The following is a 13,588-nucleotide window of genomic DNA, read 5'->3' as shown; positions in this document are numbered from 1 at the left end:
TCTTATATATTTCTTAAGTTTTTCATACTTATATCAAGTGCTTTCACTGAGTGTGTAAGCGCTCCCACAGAGACAACATCAACACCAATTTTTCCTATAGATTCTATTGTATCTAAATTTACATTTCCAGAAAACTCTACAACTGCTCTCCCATTTATCATTTCTATAGCCTTTTTTGCTGTCTCCAAATTCATATTATCTAACATTATTATATCTGCTTTAGCTTCTATAGCTTCTTTTACCATTTCTAGAGTTTCCACTTCTACCTCTATTTTTCTGACAAAAGATGTGTTTTTTCTAGCTAATTCAACTGCGTTTTTAACACCACCTGCAGCTCCAATATGATTATCTTTAAGTAATATTCCATCAGATAAATTAAATCTATGATTGCATCCTCCACCTACTTTTACAGAATATTTGTCTAAAATTCTAAGATTAGGTATTGTTTTTCTACTATCCAATAGTTTAGTATTTGTACCTTCAAGTTTTTCCACATACATACTTGTAGCAGTAGCTATTCCGCTCATTCTTTGTAAATAATTTAACGCTACACGTTCTCCCACAAGTAAGTTTCTAGTATTTCCAGTTAATACAGCTATCTTTTCTGCATTATTTACCCTATCGCCATCATTTTTATACAACTCTACCTCTACATCTCCAAGTATTTCAAAAACCCTTTTAAACACACCTAAACCCGCTATTATACCATCTTGTTTACAAATTAAATCTACAGTAGACTTAGAATTTTCATCTACAATAGAATTAGTTGTTATATCCTCACTTGGAACATCTTCTATTAAAGCATCTTGTATCATTTTATCAATAATCAAATAATTCATCGCCAAAATCCTCACTTGTTCTTTCTATTTCTTTTATAACTAATATTTTATTCTCTTCCTTTATTTTTTCTACATCCACCTCTATATTTGCTACCTCTATAAACTTCACTTCTATACTACCTATAACTGAGTTTATATTTTTAGCTGCTCTTTTTGAAAATACAAGACCTTCAAGTAGTGAATTACTTGCTAGTCGATTAGCTCCATGAACACCTGTACAACTAATTTCACCCACTGCATATAGGTTCTCCATAGATGTTTTTGAATCTAAATCAACATGTATCCCTCCCATAAAATAATGTTGTGCAGGAGATACTTTTATATATTCTTTGGTTATATCTGTTCCTCTATTTAAACATTCATTGTATATAAAAGAAAATCTATTAATTAAATATTCACTATCTAAGTGTGTTGCATCTAAATATACATAAGGCAAATCATCTTTTTCCATTTGTTCAAAAATAGCTTTTGAAACTACATCTCTTGGAAGAAGTTCATCTACAAATCTTTCTTTGTTTTTGTTTAAAAGTTTAGCCCCTTCTCCTCTCAAAGATTCAGATATAAGCATCCTTCTACCTTCACTATTTTCTTCATAGAAAGCTGTTGGGTGTATTTGAATATATTCTAAATTTTCTATTTTAATATTATTTCTTAATGCTATAGCAATTCCATCTCCTGTAAGGTGTCTTTGATTCGTAGAATTTTTAAAAAGTCCACCAATTCCTCCTGTAGCTAAAACTACTACCTTTGAAAAGATATGAATTTCTTTTTGAGATTTAAAAATTCTAGCTCCTATACACTTATTACCATCTTTTAATATATCTAAAAGATAAGCATCTTCTATAAGAGTTATATTTTCCCTAGTTTTAGCTTCTTTTAATAGAGTCTTAAAAACAACTTCTCCTGTATTATCTTTGCTATGAACTATTCTATTTACGCTATGAGCTCCCTCTCTTGTATAGTCTATCTCTCCATTTTCTTTGTCTAAAGGCATACCATAGTCTACTATTTGACCTACATTTTCTATAGATTCATCTGCAAGAACTTTGACTGCTTCAACCCTATTTTTATACTGACCAGCCTTCATTGTATCTTCTACAAAAGATTCTATATCATCAATATTTCTAGCAGTTGAAATTCCTCCTTGTGCAAGATATGTATTGTTGTTTTCAATTGTAGATTTTGATACTACTAACACATTTAAATTTTTATCCAAATTTAATGCACAATATAGTCCCGAAACACCACTTCCAATTATTAAAACATCCTGTTCTAAATTCATAAGTCTATCCCTCTATCCTTCTGCTAATCTGTGCATATTAAGCAGTGAATTTAAAGCCTTTTCCATAATTTCATCTTCTACAATAACTTCGTTTTCCATATTTTTAAGAGTACTATACAAATTCTCTAATGTTGTTTTTTTCATATCTGTACATAGTATTCTTCCACCAGGAATATAAAAATTTTTATTAGGATTGTTTTTCTTTAATTCATGTAAGATACCCTCTTCAGTTGCTATTATAAAATCTGTATTTTTGCTGTCAGTAGCATATTTTATTATTCCTGATGTACTACCTACATAATCACCTAAGTCTCTTATTTCTTTTTTACATTCTGGATGTACCAATACTTCTGCATCTTTATACTTTTCTTTTAATTCAATTATTTCTGCAACTTTTATATTGTTGTGATATTTACAATATCCATCCCAAAATATAAATTCTTTATTAGGGAATTTTTCTGCAATATATCCTCCTAGGTTCTTGTCTGGGAGGAATATAATTTCTTTATTATCTATGTTTTCTAATATTTTAATTGCACTAGATGATGTAACTGAAACATCACAATGTGCTTTAACTTTAGCTGTAGAGTTTATATAACATACAACCAAAGCATTTGGATACTGTTGTTTTAGTTTTATCACGCCTTCTTCATCTACCATATCTGCCATAGCACATCCAGCGTTACTTACTGGCATCAATACAGTTTTTTCAGGTGATAATATCTTAGCACTTTCTCCCATAAATCTCACACCACAAAATACAACCACTTCTTCTTTACAATCTCTAGCAATTTCACTTAAGTAATACGAATCTCCAACTGCATCTGCTAATTCTTGTATTTCTGGTGGTTGATAAAAATGAGCAAGTATTATTGCATTTTTTTCTTTCTTTAGCTCTTTGATTTGATATGTTAAATCTTTATCCATAATTGCACCGCTTTCTATATGTACTAGTGTATATACACCTGTAAATTCATTATATCACTTGACTATTTTTTCTTCAAGAATTTTAGACCTCTTAATATTGTTAAGATATAGACACTTACACTATCAATTAATTTATCATTTTTTTACCTCTATTTAAATTATTTTTTTTGTATTTTTTAATTTTTTGTAGAATATTATCAGAATATTTTTTATATTCTTTCTTGTTATAATATTGAATTTTTTTCCAAATACCTGTATACTAAGTGCATGATTATGTATATGTATTTATTTCTGAAATTATATTAGTTTTAATACTTTATAGAATTTGTAAGTGTTTTAAGTATAAAATCTTATAAAAACTTACACATTCAGACAATATGTATACAGAATCCAAAAAAAATTATAAATGGGGTGATGTTATGACAACATTCTTAATTGGTTTGGCTATTTTACTAATAGGAGGTGCTTTATACGGCGCTTATTGTGAAAAAGTATTTGGCCCAGATGACAGAAAAACACCTGCACTTGCTCAGAGTGATGGAGTAGACTATGTTCCAATGAAAAAATGGAAAAATAGTCTTATTGAGTTGCTTAATATAGCTGGTACAGGACCGATTTTAGGACCTATACAAGGTATTTTATTTGGTCCAATTGCGTTTATACTAATTCCTATTGGTTGTGTATTAGGAGGAGCTTTACATGACTATATGAGTGGAATGATTAGTATAAGAGAAAAAGGAGCACAGATGCCTTCTCTTATCAGCAGATTTTTAGGTAATAAGGTCTTTCAAGTTTATAATATCTTCCTTTGCTTATTAATGCTTTTGGTTGGTGCAGTTTTTATTTATACACCTGGAGATTTGGTAGTTACTCAAATTCTAAATATGAAATCAACTATCAATAATCCAGTCGTTTGGATAGTTTATGGAATCATCTTTGTATATTATTTATGTGCAACACTATTTCCAATTGATAAAATAATAGGAAAAATATATCCAATATTTGGAGCCATTCTACTTTTATCTGCTGCTGGTGTTGGAATTGGAATATTTACACAGGGTTATGACTTAGCCAATTTAAGCCTAGCAAATTGGAAAGGTATCCATCCTAATGGAATTCCTCTTATCCCTACATTCTTTGTTACAGTTGCTTGTGGTATTGTTTCTGGATTCCACTCAACTCAAGCTACTCTTATAGCAAGATCAGTTTCAAATGAAAAAGAAGGTAGAAGCACTTTTTATAATATGATGATTTTGGAAGGTTTAATTGCCATGATTTGGGCGGCAGCTGCTATGGGTATTTACAATAAAGGAATACCTAGTGAATTAATAGGTTCTCCTGATGTAATAGGTTTAGTTGCTAGAGACTTACTTGGTTCTGTTGGTGGTATTATAGCTATAATAGGTGTTATTGTTTTACCAATAACTTCTGGAGATACAGCTTTAAGATCTTTAAGATTAATGCTTGCAGATTATTTCCATTATGACCAAAAAGAAAAGAAACATCGTGTTATATTATCAATCTGTATATTTATTCCTGTTATAGCCATCCTTATATTTGCAAAACTTAGCACTTCTGGATTTAATATATTATGGAGATATTTCTCTTGGAGTAACCAAACTATTGCTATATTCGCCTTTGCTATGATTACAGTTTATCTTATAATAAAAGAAAAAAATTATATCATAAGCTTAATCCCAGGTATGTTTTATTCTTTTGTAATTTCTAGTTATATATTCAATGCTCAAATTGGATTTAACTTAAGTATAAATATATCATATATTTTAGCTACCATTTTTACTGTTTTGTATGCTGTTTTAACTGTATACTATGGCAGAAAACTAAAAAGCAAAACGGATACAAATCTAGCTAGCTAAATATAAATATTATTAGATTTTTATTAAAACTTTTAATTTTAAATAACTCAATAAAAAGAGGCTGTCTCAAAATAGAGATTAGCCTCTTTCTTATTAAATACATTAATAAATAAACATCCACCTTTTATTGGAATATTTATCCTATATATTTAATATAAATAAATAAAAGATTTAAAATAATCTACATTGTTTATATACTCAAAATAATTTTTTGGAGGAATACTTATGAATAATAAATTACATGAACTAGAAAAAAATTTACCAGAAACATCTTGTTCTTTTTGTACACACCTTTCATTGAAGGGGCCTAGCCTAGATTACAGATATGATATTAAATGTGTTATTTCAGATACCAAACCTGATTTTAGAGGATGTTGTGAATATTTTGAGCCAGAATATACAGACTTAAATACAGGAGATTTAGACAATCTATACATAAACTTTCTTGAGACATGCCTTAAGGTAAACTATAATGATTATATTAATTCTATGTACTGGAAGTTGTTTAGAGAAAGAACTTTACTAGAGAACAACTTTAAATGTTCTATATGTGGTTCAACTGAAAATATTGATGTGTATCATATTAATAAAAATTTAGGAAGAGAAACTTCTGAAGATATAATTGTTAAATGTAAGAAATGTAATTGTAAATAAGTGTATAAAATTCAAATAACTTCACATAATAAGTTTAAATAAAAAACTTAGGAGGTTATTTATGAAAAATAATAATTTAAATTGTGATGCTACTAACTGTGCTTATAATACTAGTGGATATTGTTATGCTGGTAGCATAAAAGTAGATGGAATGCAAGCAACTACTACAGGAAATACTTACTGTGCTTCTTTTGAAGACAAATATACATCTGGTATAACTAGTCGTTCTAATGACACTAACCAAGTTGATACAGATAATATTCATTGTGAAGCTGTAAAATGTAAATACAACAAAAATGAACTTTGCAAGGCTGAAAAAGTTCATATAAACTCAGGAAATGCAAGCTGTGAAACTTTTGAAATGAAATAATTTCATTGATACTTAACTATTTAGTATTTATAAAAAATAAAATGGAACCTATAAAACAGATACCTTTTAAAAGATATCTATTATAGGTTCTTTTTTACAATTAAAGCATTATGTATTAGGAAGTAAATGTAATTATAAGTTATCATCTTGAACTAAATTTTACACCAAATATATCCATAAGAAACATAAATATTGGAACTCCAATTAATAATCCCCATACACCTAAATAATGCTCTCCTACAAGTAAAATAATGAAAACAAAACAAACTGGAAGTTTTGTTCTATTTGACATCAACTTAGGATTTAATATATATGTTTCCACTGCATGCACTATACAAATCATGGCCAAAACGCCAAATACTTTTGCTATTCCTCCTATATTAAGGGCTATTACTGTTAATGGAATTAAAGACACTATAACTCCAGCTACTGGAATAAGACCCAAAACAAAAATCATAAGCCCTAAAGCCCATATTTGAGGAAAACCCATAAATCCTAAAAAAATCATAGAAACAATAGAATTTATAAATGCAATCATTACTTGTACTTTCATTACATCACCAAAATTTTTCACAAAACTTTTTCCAAAAAATACAAGAGAATTATAGATGAAAGAAATTTTACTTTCTGCAAGTTTATTTCCAAATTTTTTAATATCATTTTTTTCAAGTAAAAGCAGTAAACTAAGTAAAAAAGCTAGTAATATATTTATCCCAAAACTTCCAACTTTAGTTGCTGCTGATGCTATTAACAATCCTGCCTGTGAAATATATTTATTAAAATCCAACTTTGAAACAATAGGATAAATCTTTGGCCCTAAAGATTGAGCAAATTGATTTACATCAAAATTACTTAAAATCCTGCTTAACTCTGTAAGTTGAACTATAATTATTGGCACAACTGCATAACTAATTAGTACTAATAATATAGCAAATAACGAATATAATACTATAATTATTAATGAATCAGGAACATAGAAAGAAAATAATTTCCTAATTCTTTTTCTTATGGAAACTAATAAATTATAAAAAACAAAAGTCATTATAAATGTTAAAAGCACCATATTTAACATATACCAAAATGTAATTAAAATAATCACTACCACAGATATAGAAACAATCTTATATTTTGAACTATCGGGTGTCAATTCTTTATTATTCTCCACAGCGTAATCCTCCCCAGATTTTTACTACTTAACAATCAAACTTATTACTCTAATTCTAAAATCTAATTAGGAGAACATTAAAAATAATGCATTAATTCTTCCTAATACAACATTAAATTTTAGAGAAGATAATTTTAGATAATACATACTTATATCTAATTCTGCCTACATTATATATTTAAATCATTATTATCTATATCAGATAGTAAATCATATATCTCTGGATATTCAAAAAATAAGCCCTTTTTTAATAATTGTCTTATTTCACCTGTACTTACCCATTTTATATCACTTACTTCTTCTTTTTGTAAAATTGCATTTGATACATCATACTCTTTTTTAACTAAATATACATCCCATAAAGTATCTCCATGAATCATACTTCTAAAAATCTTTATCTCATCTTTGGATATATCAATTCCTATTTCTTCCTTAGCCTCACGAATTGCACCATCTAAACTTTCTTCTCCAGAAACAATACATCCAGTTGTCATCCCCCATATATTTGGCAGTGTCTTTTTATTTTCAGACCTTTTCTGAATTAAAACCTGAAAATTACTATTTACAATCCACACTTCAACTGCTAAATGATAATATCCTTCTTCAATAGAATTATCTCGCTCTATAACATTTCCTGTTTTAATTCCATCAGCATTATACAAATCCCATAATTCCACTTTCAAATCTCCTTACTTTCCTTATAAAGTTAACTAAAATATAGATACATTTTAGTATAATTAATTTTGTTCATTTTTTATTACAATGCTTGATTTACATTTATGTTCATCATTTTTCTTTTCTTTCCACTCTTTTATATCATCTATAATGAATCTATGTTTAAGAGATTTTGTATCAAATTTAAACATTCTAAACACTATTTGTAATACATACCCTAAACCTAAAGCACTTACAAGTGTACCAATTCCTACAGAACCACCTAATAACCAACCAGCAACGAGTGCTAATATTTCAAGAACTGTTCTAACAAGACGTACAGACCTATTAGTTTTTTTCTGAAGAGCAATCATAAGACCATCTCTTGGCCCACTTCCAAGGCAAACTCCTAAATACAAAAAACTAGCTATAGCAGCTAAGATGATTCCTATAACAACCATGAATACTCCTATATAAGTATTACTTGCATGAGGTATCACACCTGAAAATATTACTAAATCAATGAAAATTCCTATAAATGTCATATTTAGCAATGTACCCCATCCTATATTTTCACCAAAAACTGCATCCAATATAACGATTATAACACCTACCAATATGGACGCCTGACCTATAGTTATACCTAATTTTATAGATAAACCTTGATGAAGCACATCCCAAGGCATAAGACCAACATGTGCATTAACCATAAGCACAGAAGAAATTGCAAATATAAAAAAACCTGAAAACAACCTTATCATACTTTTTAAATTAATTTTTCCCATTAAAAATCACTCCTCATAATAATAATAACAATAAATACCAATAAAATATATATATAAGTACAAAGTTTTACAAAATTTTTCATCATTTTAATATAGAATTTCAATTATAAAAAAAGTGGCAATCCATATTTTACACGTCTTCACCTATATTCTAAGCTTTAGTGTAAAAATAGATATACCACTTTTCTAATATTTAAACATTTTTAGTTAATTTAATTAATTTTCACTATAAATTCTAGCTTCTTCTTCTCCATTTAGCACTCTAAGAGTTCCAAAAGCAAGTGATTCTAACTCATTTTCTCCTGCCATAATTTCTACTGGCGCTATAAATTCAACTCTCTTTTTAACCATTGAAGTAAACATTTCAGAATATGCAATTCCACCTGTTATAATTATAGCATCAACTTTTCCATCTACTACAGTTGCTAATTCTCCAATTCCTTTTGCCAATTGATATGCCATTGCCTCATAAATAATTTTGGCTTCTTCGTTTCCTTCTGCTATCATCTTTTCAACTTCTCTAGCATCTACAGTATTTAAATATGAAACTATACCACCTTTACCTCTTATCTTTTTAGTCATTTCTCTTTCTGAGCATTGACCTGAATAACAAGCAGCTACTAATTTTGTAGCAGGAACTCTTCCTGATCTTTCTGGTGAAAATGGCCCTTCATCATCAGATAACATATCAACCATTCTTCCTTTTTCATGAAGATAAATACTTACTCCTCCACCAATATGAGCTACTATTAAGTTTAAACTCTTGTAATCTTTACCTCTATCTTTAGCATATTTTAAAGCCATTGCTCTAGTATTTAGTGCATGCCCTGCACTTGATCTATCCATTCCACAAAGCCCAGATACTCTTGCTATATCTATGAGTTCGTCTACTGCAACAGAATCATAGATATATGAATTTATTCCAAGTGGTTCTGATATTGCATGTGCAACAACTGCTCCTAAATTTGAAGCATGCTCAAGTACTGGTCTATGTTTAAGTACATCAATCATTTCTTCATTTACTAAATATGCCCCTGATTTTACTGGTGGTAAAACTCCACCTCTTCCAACTATTGCACTAAGAGATTTTAAATCTATATTGTTTTCTTCAAGAATACTTAAAACTGCCTCTTTACGCATTTCAAATTGGTCTTGAATTGTATTATATTTTGCAATCTCCTCTGCTGGATGGTCTATCGTCTTCACAAAAATTTGTTCTTCTCCATCATATACTCCTATTTTTGTAGAAGTAGAACCTGGATTTATGGCTAATATTCTATAAGTCATACTTTTCTTCCTTTCGCATTAATTTCTATAGTTTATCTTATATATATTATAAACTATTTGCCAACCATTTCCATACCTTCATGGAAAGCTTTTATATTTAACTCGACAAATTTTGGTTTAACATTTTCACTTATAATTTTTTCCCAGTCAATAGACTCTAGTTCCATAGATTTAACTAGACATCCTAATAAAATAACATTCATTATCTTTGCATTTCCTAATTCTTCAGCTTTATCTGCTGCATTTATCACTTTTGCATTTAATCTATTTAATTCTGCATCTATATCATTTTCTTGATATTCAGCTCCTCCGATTAAAACAGTCATAGAGTCTATTCTATGATTATTTACTAAAGCTTTTCCTTCTGGCTTTAGATAATTAAACCATCTTAAAGCTTCCATCTTTTCAAAAGATACTAAAATGTCTGCTCCTCCAATTTCTATAACTGGAGAATGAACACAATCTCCATATCTAACTTGTGAAGAAACTGAACCTCCTCTTTGGCTCATACCATGTATCTCACTCATTTTTACATCATATCCAGCTTCCATCAATCCCATAGTTAATAATTTACTAGCAAGTATAGTTCCTTGACCTCCTACACCTACCAAAAGTATACTTTTAGTCATATTATTTTTCCTCCTTAACTATTGCTTGTTTTGGACAAACTTGTGAACATACTCCACATCCTACACACTGATTTCTATCTATATTTGATAATTTATTTTCTTTATCAAATGATAGTGCTGGACATCCAGTTTTTAAACATAATTTACATCCTATACACTTATCATGGTCAACCTTACACTTAGTTTTAAATGGATTATTAAACTCTTCTATATCTTCTTTAGAGAATTTTTTAAGTACACATGGCCATCTTGTGATTATTACAGATGGTTCATCTTCTATAGCCAAAGCCCAATCTAATGCTTCATTTACTTCTTTTAGATTATTAGGGTCTATAACTCTTACATGTTCTATTCCACAAGCTTTGACTAATCCTTCTATGTCAACATCTTTAGTTTTATCACCTTGTAAAGTATATCCTGAACCTGGATTTTCTTGATGTCCTGTCATTCCAGTTATTCTATTGTCTAATATTACTGATATAGAATTACCTCTATTGTAAACTACATCTAAAAGACCATTTATTCCTGTATGGAAGAAAGTTGAATCTCCAAGTACACCTACTAATCTCTTTTCATTTCCTTCTTTCATGTTAAGAACTTTTTGAGCACCATGTGCAGTTCCAAAGGCAGAACCCATACAAACAACATAATCTATTCCATTATATGGAGGAGCAAATCCAAGAGTATAACATCCTATATCTCCACCAACTATTAAATTTTTTCTCTTTCCAAGTTCATAGAAGAATCCTCTATGTGGACATCCTGCACAGAAACTTGGTGGTCTTGGTGTTACTAATTCAGTTTTATATTCTATAGTGTCATTTGTTTTTCCAAATATAGCTTTTCTTAAAACATCTGGTGTCATTTCTCCATATGGAGGTATTACATCTTTTCCAATACAATCTATTCCATACGCTTTTATTTGTTCTTCTATAAATGGGTCGTTTTCTTCTATTACATATATTTTATCTACTTTGTCTGCAAATTCTTTTATTTTTTCATAAGGTAATGGATTTGTAAATCCTAACTTCATATATGATGCATTTTTTTCAAATACTTCTTTAGCAAAATTACAACACATACCTGAAGCTATAACACCTATTTTTGTATCATTTATTTCATAGTAGTTTAAGTCAGTTTCATTTGAGAATTTTTTAAGAGTTTCCATTCTCTCTTCAACAACGCCTCTTCTTATTTGAGCATTTGCTGGAACAGTAACCATTTTTTTAGCATTTTTCACATACTCTTTAATTTCAACTTCTTCTCTATCATAACACTCTACTAAACCTTTTGAGTGACAGAGTCTTGTTGTAACTCTATATAAAACTGGTGTATCATATTTTTCACTTACTTCAAAAGCTTCTTTTATCATATCTTTAGCTTCTTGGCTAGTTGATGGTTCAAATAAAGGTATCTTTGCAAACTTTGCATACATTCTATTGTCTTGTTCATTTTGAGATGAATGCATTCCAGGTTCATCTGCAGTAATAAGTACCATACCACCATTTACGCCTGTATATGCATAAGTAAATATTGGATCCGCTGCAACATTTACACCAACATGTTTCATAGAAGCCATAGTTCTTGCTCCTGCAATTGAACCCCCTATAGCAGCCTCAAGTGCTACCTTTTCGTTTGGAGCCCATTCTGCAACTATTGCATCTTTATATGTTGCTAAATTTTCTAGTATTTCTGTACTTGGAGTACCTGGATATGCAGATGCATATTTAACACCAGCCTCATAGGCTCCACGTGCAATTGCCTCATTACCTGTCATCAATTGTTTCATATAAAATTCCCTCCATCTACAATTATTAAATTCATAGTCCACCCAATTTGTTCAATGAAATTAATTATTTATTTTTACTTCTAAACTTTCAAGTGCTTCTTTTATAATACTTGGTGCTTTCTTACATTTTTCTTCTGAAACTGCACAAACTGCAAATCTTAATCCCATCTTCAATGGAATTGCAAATACATTGTGTTTAGTTAATTCTTCACATACTTCTCTTGGATTATCACATGGTATACTTACAAAGAAACCTGCTATATATGGAAGAATTTCTAATCCTACTCTTTCAGCTTCTTTTACAAATACATCTGCTCTTCTAGTCAGCATTTTTTTGTATACTTCTTTTTCCTCCTCATATTCTTTGAATTTTTTAGGGTCATTTACAATATTAGATAGAACTGCCATAGCACTTCTATTGCAATTTGACCAGTTTGCTCTACATGAATGAACACATGAATAATGGAACTCTTCTGCTACATCTTCATTTGAAGATATACAAATTATAGCTCCCATTCTCATTCCATAAGCTGTAAATCCTTTTGACATACTAAAACCAACTAATATAAGAACGTTTTCAGGCAAGTTAGAAAATTTCTTAAAGAATTTTCTACATACATCATCATCACCTGCAAAGTCAATATATGCTGAATCTACGAAAAATATTATCTTTTTGTCTTTATCTTGTGCAACTTCTTTTGATAAGTCTAATATTTTATCCCACTCATCATCTGCAACACTATATCCTGTTGGATTGTGAGCTGGTGTATTTATAATTGTAAAAACTCTTCCTTGTTTTTCTGCTATATTCACAAAATTTTCTTTGAATGAATCAAAATTAAATTTTCTATTTTCATCAAACAATTGGTAGTTTACTACTTTTCTATTAGCTTCTTCAGCTATACTAACATATGGACTCCAAAACCAATCAGATGTTAAAACTTCGTCACCTTCATTTGTATAATTCCATACAGCTAGTTTTATTGCACCACTTCCTCCTGGTGAAGCTAATACTCTTATATGTCCTTCTGGTAAGTAATCTCTAAAAAATACTTTTTTAACTGCTTCTAAGTAGTCTGGCTGACCTTCAAGGGCTGCATATGCACCTATATCACAGTTATCTAATGCTTTATATTCATCATATACAGTTTTCATTGTTATTAATTTTCCTGAGTCATCCATTAGAGCGCCTATTGTTGCATTTATTACATTATCCATACCTAAAGCTTTTTCTGCTGCTTGAGCTCTTCCAGATAAGCTAAATATAACATCATTTTCTTTTGGCCACATTGCATGCTTACCAACCATACTTTGACTCATACCATCACCC

Annotated in this window: 13 protein-coding genes; 3 read left to right on the top strand and 10 right to left on the bottom strand. The window is 29.6% G+C overall.

What is annotated here, in order from left to right; genetic code table 11:
* Window positions 1–2: 2 nt before the first annotated feature.
* The 3 genes from nadC to nadA are packed head-to-tail and all read right to left on the bottom strand — an operon-like array spanning window position 3 to window position 3,048.
* Window positions 3–839, bottom strand: coding sequence for a carboxylating nicotinate-nucleotide diphosphorylase (nadC, locus tag IR151_RS01710; RefSeq protein WP_227432665.1), 837 nt, complete (start codon window positions 837–839; stop codon window positions 3–5).
* A complete protein-coding gene (locus tag IR151_RS01705) occupies window positions 820–2,121 on the bottom strand; it encodes an L-aspartate oxidase (RefSeq protein ID WP_227432664.1) in 1,302 nt (433 codons plus the stop codon). Before IR151_RS01705 ends, nadC begins: the two co-directional genes overlap by 20 nt.
* A 12-nt stretch (window positions 2,122–2,133) precedes the next feature.
* Window positions 2,134–3,048 carry a quinolinate synthase NadA gene (gene nadA, locus IR151_RS01700; RefSeq protein WP_227432663.1) on the bottom strand — a complete coding sequence of 305 codons (915 nt, stop codon included), beginning with the start codon at window positions 3,046–3,048 and terminating at the stop codon, window positions 2,134–2,136.
* A gap of 419 nt (window positions 3,049–3,467) precedes the next feature.
* Here nadA and IR151_RS01695 point away from each other — a divergent pair, with 419 nt between their 5' ends.
* From IR151_RS01695 to IR151_RS01685, 3 genes are all read left to right on the top strand, one after another.
* Window positions 3,468–4,925: a carbon starvation protein A gene (locus IR151_RS01695; protein ID WP_227432662.1), complete on the top strand. Its 1,458-nt coding sequence runs from the start codon at window positions 3,468–3,470 to the stop codon at window positions 4,923–4,925.
* Window positions 4,926–5,150: 225 nt separating this feature from the next.
* Window positions 5,151–5,579 carry a hypothetical protein gene (locus IR151_RS01690; protein WP_227432661.1) on the top strand — a complete coding sequence of 143 codons (429 nt, stop codon included), beginning with the start codon at window positions 5,151–5,153 and terminating at the stop codon, window positions 5,577–5,579.
* Window positions 5,580–5,640: 61 nt separating this feature from the next.
* The gene (locus IR151_RS01685; RefSeq protein ID WP_021385244.1) at window positions 5,641–5,949 is read left to right on the top strand and encodes a DUF1540 domain-containing protein; all 309 of its coding nucleotides are present in this window, start codon (window positions 5,641–5,643) and stop codon (window positions 5,947–5,949) included.
* A gap of 142 nt (window positions 5,950–6,091) precedes the next feature.
* Here the strand turns inward: IR151_RS01685 and IR151_RS01680 are convergent, their stop codons facing one another.
* The 7 genes from IR151_RS01680 to IR151_RS01650 form a co-directional block, all read right to left on the bottom strand.
* Complete coding sequence (locus tag IR151_RS01680; RefSeq protein ID WP_227432660.1) at window positions 6,092–7,114, bottom strand: AI-2E family transporter; 1,023 nt, start codon at window positions 7,112–7,114, stop codon at window positions 6,092–6,094.
* Between the two features lie 170 nt (window positions 7,115–7,284).
* The gene (locus tag IR151_RS01675) at window positions 7,285–7,791 is read right to left on the bottom strand and encodes an NUDIX hydrolase (RefSeq protein WP_227432659.1); all 507 of its coding nucleotides are present in this window, start codon (window positions 7,789–7,791) and stop codon (window positions 7,285–7,287) included.
* Between the two features lie 60 nt (window positions 7,792–7,851).
* On the bottom strand, window positions 7,852–8,553 hold the full coding sequence (locus IR151_RS01670) for a YczE/YyaS/YitT family protein (protein ID WP_227432658.1): 702 nt from the start codon (window positions 8,551–8,553) through the stop codon (window positions 7,852–7,854).
* Between the two features lie 216 nt (window positions 8,554–8,769).
* Window positions 8,770–9,840 carry a butyrate kinase gene (gene buk, locus IR151_RS01665; protein ID WP_227432657.1) on the bottom strand — a complete coding sequence of 357 codons (1,071 nt, stop codon included), beginning with the start codon at window positions 9,838–9,840 and terminating at the stop codon, window positions 8,770–8,772.
* 53 nt (window positions 9,841–9,893) lie between these two features.
* Window positions 9,894–10,469: an indolepyruvate oxidoreductase subunit beta gene (locus IR151_RS01660; protein ID WP_227432656.1), complete on the bottom strand. Its 576-nt coding sequence runs from the start codon at window positions 10,467–10,469 to the stop codon at window positions 9,894–9,896.
* A 1-nt stretch (window position 10,470) separates the two neighbouring features.
* The gene (gene iorA, locus IR151_RS01655) at window positions 10,471–12,258 is read right to left on the bottom strand and encodes an indolepyruvate ferredoxin oxidoreductase subunit alpha (RefSeq protein ID WP_227432655.1); all 1,788 of its coding nucleotides are present in this window, start codon (window positions 12,256–12,258) and stop codon (window positions 10,471–10,473) included.
* A 60-nt stretch (window positions 12,259–12,318) separates the two neighbouring features.
* Window positions 12,319–13,578 carry an aminotransferase class I/II-fold pyridoxal phosphate-dependent enzyme gene (locus IR151_RS01650; protein WP_227432654.1) on the bottom strand — a complete coding sequence of 420 codons (1,260 nt, stop codon included), beginning with the start codon at window positions 13,576–13,578 and terminating at the stop codon, window positions 12,319–12,321.
* Between the last annotated feature and the right edge of the window lie 10 nt (window positions 13,579–13,588).

The organism is Clostridioides sp. ES-S-0006-03, from assembly GCF_020662275.1.
In the GTDB taxonomy this organism is placed as follows: domain Bacteria; phylum Bacillota; class Clostridia; order Peptostreptococcales; family Peptostreptococcaceae; genus Clostridioides.
Note: the sequence above shows the minus strand (reverse complement) of the source record. Positions and strands in the feature narration are given on the sequence as shown.

Excerpts from the sequence above, each read along its gene's own strand:
- nadC (WP_227432665.1), bottom strand. The coding sequence starts at position 839 with ATGAATTATTTGATTATTGATAAAATGATACAAGATGCTTTAATAGAA.
- IR151_RS01705 (WP_227432664.1), bottom strand. The coding sequence starts at position 2,121 with ATGAATTTAGAACAGGATGTTTTAATAATTGGAAGTGGTGTTTCGGGA.
- nadA (WP_227432663.1), bottom strand. The coding sequence starts at position 3,048 with ATGGATAAAGATTTAACATATCAAATCAAAGAGCTAAAGAAAGAAAAA.
- IR151_RS01695 (WP_227432662.1), top strand. The coding sequence starts at position 3,468 with ATGACAACATTCTTAATTGGTTTGGCTATTTTACTAATAGGAGGTGCT.
- IR151_RS01690 (WP_227432661.1), top strand. The coding sequence starts at position 5,151 with ATGAATAATAAATTACATGAACTAGAAAAAAATTTACCAGAAACATCT.
- IR151_RS01685 (WP_021385244.1), top strand. The coding sequence starts at position 5,641 with ATGAAAAATAATAATTTAAATTGTGATGCTACTAACTGTGCTTATAAT.
- IR151_RS01670 (WP_227432658.1), bottom strand. The coding sequence starts at position 8,553 with ATGGGAAAAATTAATTTAAAAAGTATGATAAGGTTGTTTTCAGGTTTT.
- buk (WP_227432657.1), bottom strand. The coding sequence starts at position 9,840 with ATGACTTATAGAATATTAGCCATAAATCCAGGTTCTACTTCTACAAAA.
- IR151_RS01660 (WP_227432656.1), bottom strand. The coding sequence starts at position 10,469 with ATGACTAAAAGTATACTTTTGGTAGGTGTAGGAGGTCAAGGAACTATA.
- iorA (WP_227432655.1), bottom strand. The coding sequence starts at position 12,258 with ATGAAACAATTGATGACAGGTAATGAGGCAATTGCACGTGGAGCCTAT.
- IR151_RS01650 (WP_227432654.1), bottom strand. The coding sequence starts at position 13,578 with ATGAGTCAAAGTATGGTTGGTAAGCATGCAATGTGGCCAAAAGAAAAT.